The following is a 16,073-nucleotide window of genomic DNA, read 5'->3' on the forward strand; positions in this document are numbered from 1 at the left end:
GCCGTCAGTAGTCAGTAAGCGTGTGGCCCCTCCGGGCCGCGCAGTCGGGCGAGGAGATCGGCGATCTCGCGGGTCTCCTCGTGGTCCTCGCCGAGGAGTACGCACATGTCCTCGTGGAGGGCGTCGAGGACGCCTTCGGCCTCGGTGCGGCGGCCCTCGGAGAAGAGGAGGAGGCCGATGCTTCGGCGCAGGTCGAGAGCGGTCTCGGAGGCGTCACCGGCAGCGTCGGACACGACGTCCAGGACCTCCTGGAACTCCCGCAGGGCGACGGTGGCCTGACCCAGGTTGGCTCGGCAGTAGGCGGCGTGCCGACGGCACTCCAGCGTGCTTTCGTCGGCCGGTCCCGCCGTACGGGCGTAGACGGCGGCCAGCGCGTCGAACTCCGGCAGGGCGCGTCGGAAGTCCTCGCCGGCCATGAGGACCGCCGCGCGCTGCCGTCGCAGGCCGAGTACACGGGGGTTGTGCGCGCCGAGAGCTGTGGCCGCTGTTGCGATCACCACCTTGAGGACGTCCGCGGCCTGGGCGAACCGTCCGCTTTCGGCGAGGTCCGCAGACCGGGCGTAGGCGTCCCGGATCGCGTCCCGCAGCGCGGTGTCCACGCGCGCCGGGACCGGAACCGGAGCCGTCGGCTCGGGTGCGGGCGCGGGCGTCGTGGTCCGCCGCAGGGGTGCGTTCGGCTGCCGGTAGACCAGCGTTGGGTCGGGAACTTCGGATGGAGAGCCGTCGTGGGCGAGGGCCACGGGTTCGGCTGCCGATCCCGGTTGCGGCAGGTGCGGCGACAGGCGCTCGTACACCGCGTACGCGTCGGCGGGACGCTGCTCGGGCACCTTGGCCAGCAGGTCCAGGGCCAGCACCTCCAGGTCCTCCGGCACCTCGGGTCGCAGGGTGCGCAACGGCTTCGGCGGCACGTCCATGTGCTGGTGCAGGAGCTGGTACTCGTTGTCGCCGCTGAACACAGGCTCTCCGGCGAGGAGTTCATGCAGCACGCAGCCGAGCGCGTAGAGGTCGCTCAGCGGTGTGATCTGCGCGCCGTCGATCTGCTCGGGCGGCATGTACCGGCTGGTGCCGATCCGGTTGCCGGTGGCCGTGAGCCGGGTGACGTCCGTGTGCAGCAGCTTCGCGATGCCGAAGTCCAGCACCTTGACCGTGCCGTCCGAGGCGATCAGGACGTTGTCCGGCTTCAGGTCGCGATGTACGACAGGGATGGCGTGCGCGTACGACAGTACGGTGCAGATCTGCGCGGCGATCGACGCGGCCCAGCTCACCGGGAGCCGGGCCGCCGCTCCGTCCTCCGCGCTTGCCAGCATCCTGCGCAGGGAGATCCCGCGCACGTACTCCATCACCAGGTACAGCCGGTCGTACGATGCCTCGTCGAGCACCGCGTCGAACACCTGCGGTACACCGTGATGCCCGATGCGTGCGGTGACGCGCGCCTCGCGTTCGAAGCGGCGGGCGAACTCCTCTGCCTGCGCGGGCGATGCGACGACGTCGGGCCGGATGAGCTTGACCGCGATCTCCCGGTCGAGAACGGCGTCGTAGCCGCGCCAGACCGTGCCCATGCCGCCGGACTCGATCTCCTCGATCAGCTCGTAGCGGCCCTGCTCGCCGATTCGCCTCGCTTGCGACACGCGTTGCGCCCCCGTCGTCCTGATGCCACGTCAGTCGATCGCTGTACACGGTACCTATTGGCGGGGCGCGTGGCAGGGGTTACAGCAGGTGGTCGGCCTTACCGGCTTTGATGTCGGTGATGAGGGTGCGCAGGGCTTCGAGGGAGTCGGTGAGGTATCGGTCTTCTTGGCCGTTGACGGCTATGTAGCTGTTGCCGTCGGCGTCGGTGCCGAGTCGGAAGCAGTTGCTCGCATCCTGGCAGAAGGGTGCTTCCCAGCTGATGTCGGGCATGGCCAACTCTCCTAAAGGCTCTGGGAAATGGTGTGCATGAGATCGAGGGTCTCCTCAGGCTTGAGTGCGATCCTCTGCATCTCGTCGAGTTGCAGACGGTACTTGCACAAATGGGCGCCTGAATAAAGGAATTCTCCTGCCGTGGTGCGATCCAGTTGCACGGTGTCGAGCGGGGGCATCTGGCCGAGGGCGTACAGGATCGCCTGGCCCGAACCGGGGAACGCCCCCGCGGAGAAGGGGATGGCCTGGATCGTGACGTTGTCGCGGTCTGTGGCTGCCATGAGGTGACCAAGCTGGTTTCGTAGCACCGTGCGTCCACCTACTTCGATCCGTAGGGCGGCTTCGTGGATGATCAGCATGTAGTCCGGAGCCCCTGGTCGGTCGATGACCTGGTGCCTTTGCACGCGGTGGGCGACTCTGGCCTCGAACTCCTCGGCGGGCAGCGGCGGGATGGCAGCTTGGAAGAGAGCGTGTGCGTATGCCTCGGTCTGCAACTGGCCCGGCATGTGCGTCATCGTGCTGACACGCAAGCCCTGGGCGTGCCACTCCAACTCGGCGATGTCCAGGAATGTCGCGGGCAGGAGGTCGCGATACTCCTCCCACCAGCCGGTCGTGCGGTCGCCGCACATGGCGACCAGTGCACCCACCAGGGCCTGGTCGGTGCACTCGTACCGGAAGGCAATGCGCCGGACGCGCTCCGGGCTGACGCCGTGGCGTCCCGCCTCGGTGCTGGTGATTACGGTCCGTTTCGTGTCCAGCAGTACGGCGGCCTGTTCGGTGGACAGTCCCGCCCCTTCCCGTAGCTTGCGCAGCTCTGCGCCCAGACGCTGCTGGCGTGCGGTCGGATTGCTCCTCGGCGGCATGCGTTCCCTCTCGTCGCGTGCGGCTCAGTTTGCCGCGTAGCGAAGTTCGCTCCAACGGGCTTTCGGGACTTGGTAGCACATGTATCCCCGTTGCCCTACTGTGAGTATCGCGCACGCTACACACCGCAATGCCGGAAGCGCACCGCGCGAGCATGCCCGTCCGCCCTGGGGCGGGTGTGCCCGCGACCAGGGCGGTAGGCCACCGGCGACCCCAAACCCCTCACAGAGTCGTGGAGTTCGCCATGCCCGAGATCCCCCTCGTCCCCGCCCACTGGCGCTTCCCCGCCCATCCCGCCTCCGTACGGCAGGCCCGGCATGCCGTCACCCAGTCCTTGCCGGACGTCCTCCGCCGACAACTCGGCTACGACCTGGGCCTGTTGACCTCGGAGCTGCTCACCAACGCGATCCGTCACGGTGCCTGTGGGGAGGACGGGGACCTTGTCGAACTCGTCCTCTGGCCCGCCGACGGACACTACTGGCTGGCCGTCTCCGACCCGGGTACCGGCAAACCCGAACTGGCCCACCCGGGCGCCGACTCCGAGAGCGGTCGGGGCCTGATCCTCGTCGAGGGCCTCGCCACCGCCTGGACCGTCCGGCCCCGCCCCACGCGCGGAACGTCCGTGATCGCAGGGCTCTCGTTCGACCAGGGAAGCTGACCAGGGGAGTGGTCGGCAGGGAGGGGACAGAAGACCGGGCGAGTCAGGCCGCCTCGTCGTCGATGTTCTCCTCCCGGCGGATCATCCGCCAGGCTGCCCGGCGCGCGCTCTGGTTGAGCGACTGCTTGAAACTGTCGTCATGGCTGAAGTACTGCCGTCCCATGTCGGCGATGGTGTCGATGTGTTCGGCCATCTTGTCCTCGAAGACCTCGTCGAAGACGAGACCGAAGTTCTCCTCGTCGTTGACGGCGGCGGCGCGCACCTTCGGGTCCGCCTTCGCCTCCGAGAACGGCGTGATCACGTCCTGGTCAGTGAAGCTGGTGCCGTACTTGTCGTTGAACTTCTCGATCAGCTCCGACAGCAGCGACTTCTCCGGCTCCTTGGCCCCGCCCCCACCTTCGCCGAAGCCGCGCAGCTCCGCCGCTCCCTCGGCGGTCAGCGCGAGGTCGTGCTCGCCGGTCTTCTGGATACGCAGGTGACTGAGGTCGACGTCCCCTATGTCGACGCCGCCGTCGCCGCGCCGTGGCAGGCGGTTGAGCAGGTGGCGGCCGTAGAGGTAGAGGCATTCGAGGTCGGCGTCGCGGTAGGGCACGATCTGCGAGAGGAAGCCGTACTTCCGCACGTAGTCGTTGAGATCCGCGCGGAACTCCTCGGCGGCCTCGGCGGCTTCCTCGTCGGGGTCGCCCGCCTCGTCCTTGCGGTCCAGCAGCTCGGTGAACCGCCCGACGGCGGGGGCGAGTTGCCGGTACAGCTCGGCGTGCAGCTTCTCCCAACGGGCTACCGAGCCCGCCGCCTTCTCCTCGGCCGCCAGATAGGCGTCCGCGAACTCCCGCATCTCCTCCTCGACGAGGATGTCGGGCCGCATGACCTGGCTCTGCGCGGTGTAGAGGAGGTTGGGGTCGGAGGGAAGGGTGTTCGCTTCCTCGAAATACGGGCGGAAGGACTCCTTGATGTCCTCGGCGTCGTTGACGAAGTCCAGTACGGCAAGGTCCGCCTGCGACTTGCGGTCGGCGGTGCGGTTCAGCCGGGAGAGGGTCTGGACGGCGTTGATGCCCGCGAGCTTCTTGTTCACGTACATCGTGGTGAGCAGCGGCTGGTCGAAGCCGGTCTGGTACTTCTCGGCGACGACCAGGATGCGGTACTCGCGCTGCGTCGCCCTCCCGCCGGTGCGTACGGCCTTGTCGTCCTTGCGCGTGTACGCGAACGCCTTCGGCAGCGCGGACTCGGCGAGGCCGCCGTTCTCCTTCGGCTCGGTGGTCTCCTCGCCGTCGTACGTCAGGCTGCCGGAGAACGCGACCAGGACGCCGGGGTCGGCGTACGCGTTGTCACCGACGTACTTCCTGATCGCACGGGCCATCTGCACGGCGCTGTGCCGGGAGGCCGTCACCACCATGGCCTTGGCCCGCCCGCCGAGCCGGCCGGCGGTGTGCGTGCGGAAGTGCTCGACGATCACCTGCGCCTGCTGCGCCACGGTGGAGTCGTGCGTGAGCGCGTACCGGGCGAGCAACGGATTCGCTTTGGACGCGTCCACCTCGCGCTCGTCCGGGTTCTTGTTCACCAGCTTCCAGTACGTGTCGTACGTGACGTAGGTGCGCAGGGGATCGAGGATGAACCCTTCCTCGATGGCCTGGCGCATCGAGTACGTGTGGAAGGGGACGTACGCCGGCTTGCCGTTGACGGTGTCCAGGGTGCCGAAGAGTTCGAGCGTCTTGGCCTTGGGCGTGGCCGTGAACGCGAAGTAGGAGAGGTTGGAGGCCTTGCTGCGCTGGGTGGCCTTGCGGACGAGCTTGGCGTCGGTGGTGTCTGCCTCTGCTTCCAGCTCGGTCGCCCCGGCGTCGTCGGAGTCCGAGTCCAGTCCCAGGTCACGCAGTGCCGCGCGTACGGCCGTTGCCGCGTCGCCGGACTGCGAGGAGTGCGCCTCGTCCACGATGATCGCGAAGTTGCGGCCCTGTATCTCGGTCGGACTGCGGCGCAGGTAGTCGATGAGGGCGGGGAAGGTGTGCAGGGTGACCGTGATGATCTTCCCGGTCTCGCGGGACAGCGCCTTGGCGAGCTGTTCCGACTTCGCGCCGTGCTTCTCGTCGATCTTCACCACCAGACCGGCGTTCTTTTCGAAACTGCCGACGGTTTCGCGGAGTTGGGCGTCGAGATTGCGGCGGTCGGTGATGATCACGACTTTGTCGAAGACGGGCGCACCGGGTTTGAGGCCATCGGCCAGGGCGTCGGGGTCGATCTCGGTGGGGTCAGTGGGCGTGTGCAGCGACGACAGACGGTGCGCCAGCCATCCGATGGTGTTCGACTTGCCCGACCCGGCGGAGGCCATCCCCAGGTAGTTGTGACCGGCGCCGTGACGGGCCGCGTGGCCGGCGAGCTTCTTGACGATGTCCCACTGGTGGTAGCGCGGGAAGATCAGCTTCTTCCGCGTCCGCCCGTCCGGGCCTTTCTCCTTGCTGAGGTGCACGAACCGCTCGATCAGGTCCAGCCAGGTGTCCCGCTCCCAGATCTGTTCCCAGAGGTAGGAGGTCGCGTACGTCCCGGGGACGGTGGGCGCCGGATTTCCCGCGCCGCCGGGCTTCCCCGGGCCCTCCGACCCGGTGTTGAACGGCAGGAACCGCGTGAGTTTGCCGCGCAGTTCGGGCGCGACGTAGACCACGTCGGTGTCGATGGCGAAGTTCGCGATGACGCGGCGCGCGAAGATCAGCTCAGTGGGGTCCCGTTTGAGGCGGTACTGCTCCTTGGCGTGCTCCGCCCCCTGCCGTGTGAGGGCGTTCTTCAACTCGGCGGTCGCCAGCGGGATTCCGTTGAGGAACAAGGTGAGGTCCAGTTCGTTGCCCTTGTCCGCCTGCTTCGCCGCGTACTGCAACTCCTTGACGAAAGTCAGCCGGTTCGCCCGGTAGTCGTCCAGGACCGCGTCCGAGGCGACGAGCGACGGCTTGAAGTACGCGAGCCTGATCAGGACTCCGTGGTCCTTCACGCCCTTGCGGAGTACGTCCAGCACACCGTCGGTTCCGATCGCCTGGTCCACGCGCTTGGCGAACCCGGCCTGGGCGGCGTTGGCGTCGTCGCCGTAGAGGGCGATCAGTTCGGCCCAGTCGTCGGCCTGGGTTTTGCCGATGAACTCGGTGAGCTGGGCGGTGTCCAGGCCGAGTTGGGGTTGGTAGTCGTGCTTGTTTCCCTCAGTCCAACCGCGTTCCAGCAAGGCGGCGACTATGGCGTTTCCGAAGGCTGCTTCGTCGTGGACGGACATGAGCGGCTATTCCCCCCGCTTTCCGGTGATCAGGTACGTGATGTCGCGGCAGAACTTGTCGAAGGACGGTGAGTTGGCGCGGGCAAGGTCGAGGTTGATGGCGTGGGCCAGTGCTGCCTGGTCCACGCGGGGCCGATATCGCACTCTGTCGCGCCGGTGGTGGGTCAGCCAGCCCTTGCAGTCGCGTCGCGTCTCGCTGTCGGCCGGGACTTCCAGGTGCTCGGCGAGGCCCGCTCGGCCGCTGAGAGAGGGCGCGGACGCGAGGAACCACGCCTCGAACTCCCGGTTAGCCAGGACGACGGCCGTGCGGCGGTCCCGACGGGTGGCTTCGGCCCTGGCCAGCAGCGAAGGGCCGAGGCTGGCCGGGCAGTCGTCGTCGGCGTCGATCACGACCAGGACGCCGCCCCGGTGGTCGGCGGGTACGCGTCGGGCCTGGATCTCTACGGCGTTTTCCACGCCGCCCCGCCTGACGAGTTTGCCCCGGTCGACCAGGAAGGGTTTCAGGATGTCCGCGTCCCAGATCTCCACCTCGTACATCAGCCGCCGGAGGAGTACGGGCAGCGCGCTGATCTCTCCCTCGCCCTCCACGACGGAGGCGATCGTGACTCTCGGGTTGTTCACTCCTCGCCCTCCGGCTGCTCGTCCGGATGGGCCGGGGGTTTGACGACTGGGCGCAACTGGTCGGAGCGCAGCAGTTCGGCGGTGGTGGCCAGGCCGTCGGCCACGATCGACCGGCTCACCGGGTCGACTTCGCCGATCACCGTGACCCCGTGCTCGGCGGCGACCACGCGGATGGCCGACAGGTCGGCCTCTTTACGGTCGAACAACTCCGCGCTCTGTGTTGTGGCGAGAACCTGTACGTGCTCACTGGCTTCCGTGAGTGCGTCGTAGAGAGCTCCGGCCGCGAGAGGATGCAAGGCGAGTTCGGGTTCCTCCACGGCGATGAGAGGAATCCAGCCGTCGCGGGCGTCGTGCTGGAAGAGTGCGGTCAGTAGGCCGATGGCTCGGACGGTTCCTTCCGACATGGACTCGGCCCGGAAGATATGCGGTTCGGTGCCGCCGTCAGCGGCGAAGCTGATCCGCGCTGCGATGTAGTCGGCGGAGGGGTCTGTGGGGCCGACCCCTATGACTCCGGGCACGATCGCCCCGATGTACTGCGAGATGCGCTCCCGCTGCCGCTCCCCGAGCGCGGCCAGCGCCGGGCCGAGGCCGCTGCCGTCCTCCTTCAGCATCCCGGCGGTTGGCGTGTTGGGGCGGGCCGCACGGAGGCTGGACAAGTCAGGGCTGTAGAAGAACATATCCGCGAGAGTCCCGTGAAGTTTGAAGAACGGCTCTGTGTCAGCCATTCGTGCAAGCTCCAGCCGACTCTTGCGATGTCCCGTTTCCGGGCGGTCTCGCACGTCGAATCGCCCGGGGCCAGTCCCGCTCTGCTCGCCAGGTCGGCGCATTTCGCAGAACTCACGCTGGATACGGAAACCAGCCCCTGTGTCACGGCCCGGCCTGGTGGCAGCTGTCGGCGCGAGGGTGATCTCGTACGACCCCACCCATGGCTTCCTGTCGTGGGGAGGGAACGCTGGCAGGTAAAACTCCAGACCGATCGTGCAGGAGGTTGCTGGCTCAGGGACTCGGCGCACAACCTCATCCCACCCGCCACGCGCCGCCACGGCCTCGGCCGGACCGTCCAACAGTGCGTCGCGGACGAAGCGCAGGGCGTCCAGGAAGTTCGACTTGCCTGCGGCGTTCAGTCCGAACAGCACAGTGAACGGGCCGAGAGTCACGTCGCAATGGGCGATGGACTTGTAGTTGTCGACGCGGACACGGGTGATGAGCGGCATCGGGAGGTGAGGCGGAGCGGGACTCATGGCGCGATCATTCCTCGATCCCTCGTCCACTGGCGGTGGACACGTCGATCTGGCCGGTGACGGCGGCGGTGATCAGGGCTTGGCGCCGTTCGGTAAGGAGCGAGCTCTGAATCCGAACCGCGTCTGAAAGGCGGTCGATCCCTGCGTTCTGCTTCCTGATCCGCTTGACGATTTCCCGTTGGTCGTCCAGTGACGGGAGGGGAATTCGCAGCATCTGCAAGTCGGGCACGTAGATCGTCTTATGCGTGGATCCCATGGCCAAGCGGCCAAGCAGGTCAGCACGCATCGCGCGCAAGCACCACAGCAAGTAGTAGGGGTCGAGTTGCGGTCCGCACGTCCACGTCACGAAGTCCTGGCTCGTGGCCATAGCGGTTCCCATGACAGCCGAGTACCCGGCAGAGGCTGTTCGGCAGAGGACGACAGTGCCAGCAGGATGAATTTCTGCGGCCGAGTTTGCCAGGCCAATCTCGCTGATCTTTTCCCTCGTCTCGAACAGGTCTTCACGTCGATCGTCGCGCACCTGTTTCACTTCTCCCGTGGTAATCCACGGGATGCTGCACTTGGTCCACCACTCCGGGTGGGAGCGGCTCGGGGTGTGGCCACTTCCCATACGAGCCAGCAGACCTACTCTTACTTCCTGCCAATCTACTGGAAGCGTTTCCAGCCAAGTGAGGGTTGAGCTCCGGCGGTTATTTCTTTCGGTATCCGCTACCGCTGAAGTAACACCCGCCGTTCGACGCTCGGAAAGTCTTTCTTGAAGACTTTTTTGCGCATTGAGTATTCCGTCGATTCGGGCAGTCTCGGCATCGAGGAAGTCGGCGATGCGGTGCTGTTCTTCTACAGGTGGGACAGGAAGACGGATCTCGCGCGCCACCTCAAGGTTGATCCGAGACCGCGTCGACCCTCGGGTCGAGGCTGAAACTTGGTCCGAGACCGTTGAAGAACCAAGCGCCCATGCGGCGAACCGATGCGTGAGTCGGTTCTCATCCAGTCGAACTCTGTAGCAGTCCGCCTTAACGATGGCAGGACCTAGTTGGTCTGGTGCAATGCAGGCGCGCCCCACGGGATGTCGATCATCGCCGAGCCCTGCAATGAGCAAATCCCCTGCCTTAACCTCATGGCGTCGCAATTCTCGAAAATAAGACACCGGGATGAATGCTGCATCGGCGTCCTTGAAGCGAGCTGACCCAATATTTCCGAGGCGAATGACCCGTGCGCCTTCATCGGAATAATGACTACTCGTCAGAGAGCTTCCGAAGGGTCCATCGGTCATCTCGTGGACGAAACGCCGAAGTGGAAACTGTGGGTACGTGTAAGGTGTCCCGTTGCTCATTCCGTCACCTCCCCCAGCAGCGCCTGAATCTCAGCCTCAAGCCCCTTCAACTCCGCGTCGATCTCCGCCAACGGCCGCGGCGGCTTGTACACGTAGAAATGCCGCGTGAACGGGATCTCGTACCCCACCTTCGTCTTGCTGTGGTCGATCCACGCGTCCGGGACATGTGGCAGCACCTCCCGCCGCAAGTACTCCTCCACGTCCTCCTCCAGCGGTACGTTCTCGTAGTCCCGCAGCTCCGGATCCGGCTCAGGATCGCCCTTGACGCGCTGGACCTCGCCCTCCGGGTCGCGGACGCCGACCGCTTCCCGTAGCGCCTTGCTGAATGGCGCGCCCGTCGGCCACAACCGGCCGGCCGCGACGACCGCGTCCTTGAGGTCGATCCACGCGTCGGACTTCGTCGCCCACGACTTGCCGACCAGTGGGCGCAGCGCCTCCGCGAACGCCTCCGCGTCCGTGGCCCGTGTGATCGGCTTCGACTCGGTGAGGGCCGCCAGCGTCTCCTCCGTCACCTCGAAGCGGAGCTTCAGCGGCCGTTCGACGGTGATCCGGTGATACCCGAAGTCCTTGTTGCGGAAGACCTTGATCTTCCCGGCCCGGTCGGCCAGGTCGTGCCCGCCCCCCTTCTCCGCCGCGTCGACGACTGCCAGCGCCTCCGTGTAGAGCCTTGTGATCTCGGAGATGTGCTGCTCGCCCAGTTCCTTGCGTTTGTCGCCGAGCGACTTGCGCATCTTGCGCCAGTAGTCGCGCGCGTCCAGCAGGACGACCTTGCCGCGCCGGTCCCTGGCCTTGCGGTTGCTGAGCACCCAGAAGTACGTGGAGATACCGGTGTTGTAGAAGAGCTGGTCGGGCAGGGCGACGATGCCCTCCAGCCAGTCGTTCTCCAGGATCCACTGCCGGATCTTGGACTCGCCCGACTCCGCCGCCCCCGTGAACAGCGGGGAGCCGTTGAAGACGATCGCGATCCGGCTGCCGCCCGCCCCCGACGCGTCCACCGGCTTCATCTTCGAGATCATGTGCTGGAGGAAGAGCAGCGACCCGTCGTTGATGCGCGGCAGGCCGGCCCCGAACCGCCCGCTCTCACCGAGGCGTTCGTGTTCGTCCTCGACGGCGTCCTTGACCTTCTTCCACTCCACGCCGAACGGCGGGTTGGCCAGCAGGTAGTCGAAGGTGGCTCCGGCGTGGCCGTCGTCGCTGAAGGAGTTGCCGAACTTGATGTTCTCCGGGTCCTGGCCCTTGATCATCATGTCCGACCGGCAGATGGCCCAGGACTCGGGGTTGAGTTCCTGTCCGAAGACCTTGACCGTGGCGTCCCGGTTGTGGGCGGTGATGTGTTCCTCGGCCGCGCTGAGCATGCCGCCGGTGCCGCATGCCGGGTCCATGACCGTGCGGACGGTGCCCGGCAGGGCGAGGGCATCGCTGTCCGGTGCGACGAGCAGGTTGACCATCAGCCGGATGACTTCCCGGGGCGTGAAGTGCTCACCGGCCGTCTCGTTGGACTGCTCGGCGAAGCGCCGGATCAGCTCCTCGAAGGTGTAGCCCATCTGATGGTTGGTGACGATCTCGACCGGCTTGCCATCCTTGTCGAGCACGACATTGCCGTCCGCGTCCCTCTCCACCGGCCGCAGGTCGAGGTCGGCGAACCGTCCGACCACCTGGTACAGCAGGTCCGCCTGGTCCAGCCGCTTGATCTGCTGGGCGAAGTCGTACCGCTCCAGGACCTCCCGCGCGTTGGGGGAGAAAGCGCCGTAGTACTGGTTGAGGTACTTCGCCGCGTGCGAGGCGTCGCCCGCGATGGCTTTCAGCGTGTAGGTGCTGGTGTTGTAGAAGCTGTGGCCGGACGCCTTGCGCAGGAAGCGGTCGGGGTTGATGTCCTGGCCGTCGTAGCGGGCGGCGACCTCAAGGACCTTGTCCTTGGTCGGGGCGAGGACGCACTCCAGGCGCCGCAGCACGGTGAATGGCAGGATCACCTTGCCGTAGTCGGACTGCTTGTAGTCGCCGCGCAGGAGGTCGGCTACCGACCACGCGTGGTTCGCCAGTTCCGTGTGCTTACTGCTGTTCAACACTGTCCTTCCGGAGTTTCGCCGTCCCCGAGGGACGGAGGGGTCAAGTCTGGCTGTTCGTGGTGCCGGGCCGAAGGTTTCACGCCGATCCGTGACCGTCCGGCAACAGCGCGCCGCCTGTGAGTCCGGTGCTGAGAAGACGTGTGACGTCCTCGGCGGCCTGGTCGGCACGGCGGGCGGCGGTACGCAGCTCGTGCAGGCGGCGGAACGCCGCGCCGTAGCGCTGCTGTTCGGCGAGTGGGAGCAAGGGGACGCGGAGTCGTCGTGGGTCCACTCGAACGATGGATGTGCCGGTGGCCGCAGCGTTGACGTTCTGTTCCGCTGCGAGGAACCCGGCCAGGAACCAGGGGTCGAGCCGACGTTGATCCGGGCGGAAGAGCAGCAGCTGGGGCCCTAGGAAGCAGCCTGTCTCGCCCGGCTCGACGACCCGCGTCACGGCGCTGCTCCCCACGCGGAGCGTTTCTGTGAGCAGCACGTCACTTTCCTGGACCAAGGGGAGGGGAGCGTCGGTAGGAAGGTCCGCTTTCGTTCCGGAGGCGGGTCGGTTCTGCATGACGTCGGCTGCCGTGAGTATCGGACGTTCGCCGAGTTCTGGTTCGGGTTGCGGCAGCGGTTCGCCGCTGCGAGTCCGGCGGCCCGGGGGCGCGGTACGAAGCAGACTGAGAGCGCCGCCGCGCAGCAGATCCGCGACCGTCGCAGTGCGCCAGTCGCGGAGGCGGTCGTCGGCCGGTGGCCAGTCGCTTTCGGTGCTGAGGTCGGTCAGGTCCTTCGTGGCTTGCCGGAGTTGGCCGTACAAGTCCGATGCCTGGCCGGCCAGCAGGGCGGGGCGCAGAGCCTGCCGGGAAGCCGTTCGGATGTGGCGGGCCGGAGTCAGGTCCACGGCCTCGGTGAGGAGGTCCGTGATCGGCACGGCGCCTGTGATGCCCGGGACGCCTGTGAAGCCGTCCCGGTCGGCGAGGTAAGGCCGCCACGCTGAGAGCACGGTGTTGTGGATGGCCGTCCAGTCGAGGTCCCGGTTCTCGGCAGCGGCGGCGTCGACGAGTAGAACCGTCCCCGGAGGTTCGGCCTGCGGATCCGGCCGTTCGAGCACCCACAGGTGCAGGCCGATGTGGAGCGGGGTGGCCGCGCCTTGGGGAAGTGAGACGACCGCGCGGAGGGCTCCGTCGCGTACGAGCTGCGCCCGGATACGCCGACCGGCGGTGCGTTCCGCGGCGGCGGGCGGCATGAGGAGCACGGCACGGCCGCCGGGTGCGAGGTGGGCCAGGGAGTGCTGGACCCAGGCGAGTTCGGGCTCGCCCTTGGGTGGTACGCCGTAGGCCCAGCGTTGGTCGTACGCCAGATCCTCGTGCCCCCAGTCACGGACGCCGTACGGCGGATTGCACAGGACGGCGACTGTGGTGAGGCTCTTGAAGGCGTCGGAGCGCAGGCTGTCCCCGGTACGTACGGAGATCACCGCCTCAGGGGCGCTCAGCCGGAGCCGCGCGGCGGCCTGGGCGGCCTGGGCGGCCAGGATGTCCTGGCCGTGCAGCTCGGTCGCCCCGGCGGATGCAGCCGCGGCGAGCAGCGAGCCGGTGCCGCACGCGGGGTCGAGAACGCTCGCGGGGAAGTCGTCGCCCGTGCTGTCGGTCAGAAGCCGGGCCATGAGGTCGGCCAGGGGGCGCGGTGTGCGGTAGGTGCCTGTGCCCCCGGCGTCCTCAAGCAGGCGTTCGGCAAGGACGTCCGTCGCGGCCTCGGCACCCTCCACGGCGACGCTTCGCAGCAAAGCCCTGAGCGGCCCGGCTGCGTCGGCGCTGTATGTGAAGCCTTCGAATCCGGGAAGGTCATCCGCCTTGTCGGCCGTCACCGCTCGGACCCAGTGCAGCAGCGCGTCGTCACCCAGTTCGGGGAGGGCCTCGCGCATCCTCCGGTCCAGTTGGGCGGCTGCGAGCACCGCAGGGAGCAGGTGCAGGGCGAGGTCCGCGTCGCCGGAGTGGGTGCGCAGCGCGGTGCGGAGTTCGTCCGTCGGCGTGTCCTCGGGGAGCTGGCCACGGGCCGAGAGCCAGGCGCGTACGGCGTCGACGTCGTAGGTGGGGCTGGTGTCCGTGCCTCCGGCCGGGGCGGGAAAGTCCGGGTGTCGACGGCGCCAGTTGCTCACCGTGGCGCGGGTGACCCCGGCCAGCCGGGAGATGTCGGCGGCGGTCACGAGGGAGCTGGCCTGCTGGTTCATGGGCTCCTGCCGGTGACGTAGGGGCGGGCGGGCTGGACGGTCCCACTCTATACCAGCGCCTCACTGGCGTGAAGTGTTTGACAGTGCTTTCAGTTGGAGATGTACTGGGAGTGCTTTCACCCGGCCTCCCCGCTTCCCCGGGACTCCCGGGCATCCCTCTGCCCACAACACCTCCGAACGGAGCACCACCATGGCAACCAGGACCTCCAGTCCCTCCAACACCTCCAAGCGCACCCTCTACCGGCTCACCGGCGTCACTCCCACGGTCGACGCGATGTTCGACGTTCTTGACCCCGAGCAGCTCGAAGCCGTCGACGCGGACTTTCAGTTCCCGGAGGAGCACCTGGGGGTTCCGGCACTGCTGGTCTCGGGCAGCTTCGAGCAGTCCGAGGCGAGTTGGTGCGACGAGATCAACCGCACGACCGGGTGCGAGGTGTCGCGGCCGGTGAACCGGTCGGCCGGGCTGCTGATGCTCGCGGTCGACGGCGAGGTGTACGCCATCGGCTACGACCAGGGGTTCCGCCTGGTGCCCGACCGTGTCAAGGACCGGCGGTTCGGACTGAGCTTCGTGATCCGCAGAGTGGACCCCGCCCAGATCCGCGACCTGGTCGCCCATACGCCGGGCGGCGGCCGGACCGACATCACCCTCGTGCCGGGCGGCACTCCGGTCTGGAGCCTGGGTGTCCAGGAGCACGCGCAGATCGTGCGTCGGCTGGGCGGTCGGCTGGAGCGGATGCAGCTCACGATCGGTCGGGACAACCGTACGAAGGTCTCCAGCGTCGAGGGCGGCACCGGGCTGCGGATGCGGCTCGGCGTCGACCCCGCGGACCTGGTCGCGGACATCAGGGCCATCGCCCGTGTTCTCCGGGAAGAGGACCCGAGTCAGGCACTGGAATTCGTCGAGCACATCGTCCCGGTCAAGGACGGCGACCTCGTCACGCGGCTGGAGGAGCGGCTCGACGACATGCTGGGCGAGCCGCCTGACGGACGTATCGCCGTCGCCGTCCCGTCCGACCACTGGGACGACTACGCCGCCGCCCAGGCGTTCGCCACCAAGGTGCACAGCCCGGAGGCGTACCTCACCGACGACTTCAGCCTGGAGTACGTCCTCAACCGGGCCCGCGTGCAGCGACCCGGAACGCGCTTCGCCGCGCTCCGGGACGGCACGGTCACCCTCCACTCGCACACCCGGGCGGAGAAGGGCGACGCCATCCGGACGTCGCACGTGCTGCGCTGGATCGAAGTGGAGGTGGCGCTCGGCGACCGCCGGTTCTTCCTGCTGGACGGCCAGTGGTACGAGATCGGCGAGGCGTACCTGGCGGCGATCCGTTCGCAGGTCGAGCGGCTCATCACCGACTCGCCCTCGGTCGACCTGCCGGCCTGGGTGCTCGGGGACAAGGAGCGGGACTACAACGAGTCGGTGCCCGACCTGCGGCCCGGGTACGTCTGCTTCGACCGCGACAACGTCCGGACGGCGCTGCACCGGGGCAACGGCGTGGAGATCTGCGACCTCCTGAGCCCGGACAACGTCCTCGTCATGGTGAAGCGGGCCAAGGGGTCCGACGCGCTGAGCCATCTGTTCGGCCAGGCCGTGGTCGCCGTGCAGACTCTGCTGCACTCGCCGGAGGCCATGGACGGGTTCGCTCGCAAGGTGGCTGCGGCCCGGCCCGGCAGGGGGCTGGCGGAAGGTTTCCGGCCTTCGAAGGTCACTTTCGCGATCCTGCTGAAGAACGGAACCGACCTCACCGCCGACACGCTCTTCCCGTTTTCGCAGGTCACCCTTGCGCAGACGGCCAAGCTCCTTGAGGCGTGGGGCGTCGCGGTCGAGGTCACCGGGATCCAGGCCGTGACGGCGGTTCCGAGCCGGGCGGGAATCCGCCGCCTGGCCGCGTAATGGGCGCGTCTGACACGCCCATGGTGATAGCCAGCTGACGAACTCGCGCA

The 16,073-nt window shown here is 67.5% G+C and carries 11 protein-coding genes; 2 read left to right on the plus strand and 9 right to left on the minus strand.

Going from position 1 to position 16,073, the window contains the following annotated elements:
• Window positions 1-11 precede the first annotated feature (11 nt).
• From OG787_RS35670 to OG787_RS35680, 3 genes are all read right to left on the minus strand, one after another.
• Window positions 12-1,628 carry a protein kinase domain-containing protein gene (locus OG787_RS35670; RefSeq protein ID WP_405537975.1) on the minus strand — a complete coding sequence of 539 codons (1,617 nt, stop codon included), beginning with the start codon at window positions 1,626-1,628 and terminating at the stop codon, window positions 12-14.
• A gap of 79 nt (window positions 1,629-1,707) precedes the next feature.
• Window positions 1,708-1,899 carry a hypothetical protein gene (locus OG787_RS35675; RefSeq protein WP_405537977.1) on the minus strand — a complete coding sequence of 64 codons (192 nt, stop codon included), beginning with the start codon at window positions 1,897-1,899 and terminating at the stop codon, window positions 1,708-1,710.
• A gap of 11 nt (window positions 1,900-1,910) precedes the next feature.
• Window positions 1,911-2,762 carry a helix-turn-helix domain-containing protein gene (locus OG787_RS35680; RefSeq protein ID WP_405537978.1) on the minus strand — a complete coding sequence of 284 codons (852 nt, stop codon included), beginning with the start codon at window positions 2,760-2,762 and terminating at the stop codon, window positions 1,911-1,913.
• Window positions 2,763-3,004: 242 nt separating this feature from the next.
• Between OG787_RS35680 and OG787_RS35685 the strand changes: the two genes are divergently transcribed.
• Window positions 3,005-3,418, plus strand: a complete 414-nt coding sequence (locus OG787_RS35685) for an ATP-binding protein (protein ID WP_405537979.1) — start codon at window positions 3,005-3,007, stop codon at window positions 3,416-3,418.
• A gap of 43 nt (window positions 3,419-3,461) precedes the next feature.
• Here the strand turns inward: OG787_RS35685 and OG787_RS35690 are convergent, their stop codons facing one another.
• The 6 genes from OG787_RS35690 to OG787_RS35715 form a co-directional block, all read right to left on the minus strand.
• Window positions 3,462-6,665, minus strand: a complete 3,204-nt coding sequence (locus OG787_RS35690; RefSeq protein ID WP_405537981.1) for a type I restriction endonuclease subunit R — start codon at window positions 6,663-6,665, stop codon at window positions 3,462-3,464.
• A gap of 6 nt (window positions 6,666-6,671) precedes the next feature.
• A complete protein-coding gene (locus OG787_RS35695) occupies window positions 6,672-7,286 on the minus strand; it encodes a DUF4276 family protein (RefSeq protein WP_405537982.1) in 615 nt (204 codons plus the stop codon).
• Entirely contained in the window at window positions 7,283-8,500 is a 1,218-nt protein-coding gene (locus OG787_RS35700; RefSeq protein ID WP_405537984.1) for an AAA family ATPase, read from the minus strand. Before OG787_RS35700 ends, OG787_RS35695 begins: the two co-directional genes overlap by 4 nt.
• 34 nt (window positions 8,501-8,534) lie before the next feature.
• Window positions 8,535-9,860, minus strand: a complete 1,326-nt coding sequence (locus OG787_RS35705) for a restriction endonuclease subunit S (RefSeq protein WP_405537985.1) — start codon at window positions 9,858-9,860, stop codon at window positions 8,535-8,537.
• Window positions 9,857-11,923, minus strand: coding sequence for an N-6 DNA methylase (locus tag OG787_RS35710; RefSeq protein WP_405537987.1), 2,067 nt, complete (start codon window positions 11,921-11,923; stop codon window positions 9,857-9,859). Before OG787_RS35710 ends, OG787_RS35705 begins: the two co-directional genes overlap by 4 nt.
• 79 nt (window positions 11,924-12,002) lie before the next feature.
• On the minus strand, window positions 12,003-14,129 hold the full coding sequence (locus OG787_RS35715) for an N-6 DNA methylase (protein WP_405537989.1): 2,127 nt from the start codon (window positions 14,127-14,129) through the stop codon (window positions 12,003-12,005).
• Between the two features lie 190 nt (window positions 14,130-14,319).
• Between OG787_RS35715 and OG787_RS35720 the strand changes: the two genes are divergently transcribed.
• Window positions 14,320-16,023 carry a TIGR04141 family sporadically distributed protein gene (locus OG787_RS35720; RefSeq protein ID WP_405537992.1) on the plus strand — a complete coding sequence of 568 codons (1,704 nt, stop codon included), beginning with the start codon at window positions 14,320-14,322 and terminating at the stop codon, window positions 16,021-16,023.
• The last annotated feature ends 50 nt before the right edge of the window (window positions 16,024-16,073 follow it).

This window comes from Streptomyces sp. NBC_00075 (genome assembly GCF_045041225.1).
In the GTDB taxonomy this organism is placed as follows: Bacteria; Actinomycetota; Actinomycetes; order Streptomycetales; family Streptomycetaceae; genus Streptomyces; species Streptomyces adonidis.

What these genes read in the sequence shown, in the direction of transcription:
- OG787_RS35675 (WP_405537977.1), bottom strand. Translation starts at nt 1,899, where the DNA reads ATGCCCGACATCAGCTGGGAAGCACCCTTCTGCCAGGATGCGAGCAAC.
- OG787_RS35680 (WP_405537978.1), bottom strand. Translation starts at nt 2,762, where the DNA reads ATGCCGCCGAGGAGCAATCCGACCGCACGCCAGCAGCGTCTGGGCGCA.
- OG787_RS35685 (WP_405537979.1), top strand. Translation starts at nt 3,005, where the DNA reads ATGCCCGAGATCCCCCTCGTCCCCGCCCACTGGCGCTTCCCCGCCCAT.
- OG787_RS35690 (WP_405537981.1), bottom strand. Translation starts at nt 6,665, where the DNA reads ATGTCCGTCCACGACGAAGCAGCCTTCGGAAACGCCATAGTCGCCGCC.
- OG787_RS35700 (WP_405537984.1), bottom strand. Translation starts at nt 8,500, where the DNA reads ATGCCGCTCATCACCCGTGTCCGCGTCGACAACTACAAGTCCATCGCC.
- OG787_RS35705 (WP_405537985.1), bottom strand. Translation starts at nt 9,860, where the DNA reads ATGAGCAACGGGACACCTTACACGTACCCACAGTTTCCACTTCGGCGT.
- OG787_RS35715 (WP_405537989.1), bottom strand. Translation starts at nt 14,129, where the DNA reads ATGAACCAGCAGGCCAGCTCCCTCGTGACCGCCGCCGACATCTCCCGG.
- OG787_RS35720 (WP_405537992.1), top strand. Translation starts at nt 14,320, where the DNA reads ATGGCAACCAGGACCTCCAGTCCCTCCAACACCTCCAAGCGCACCCTC.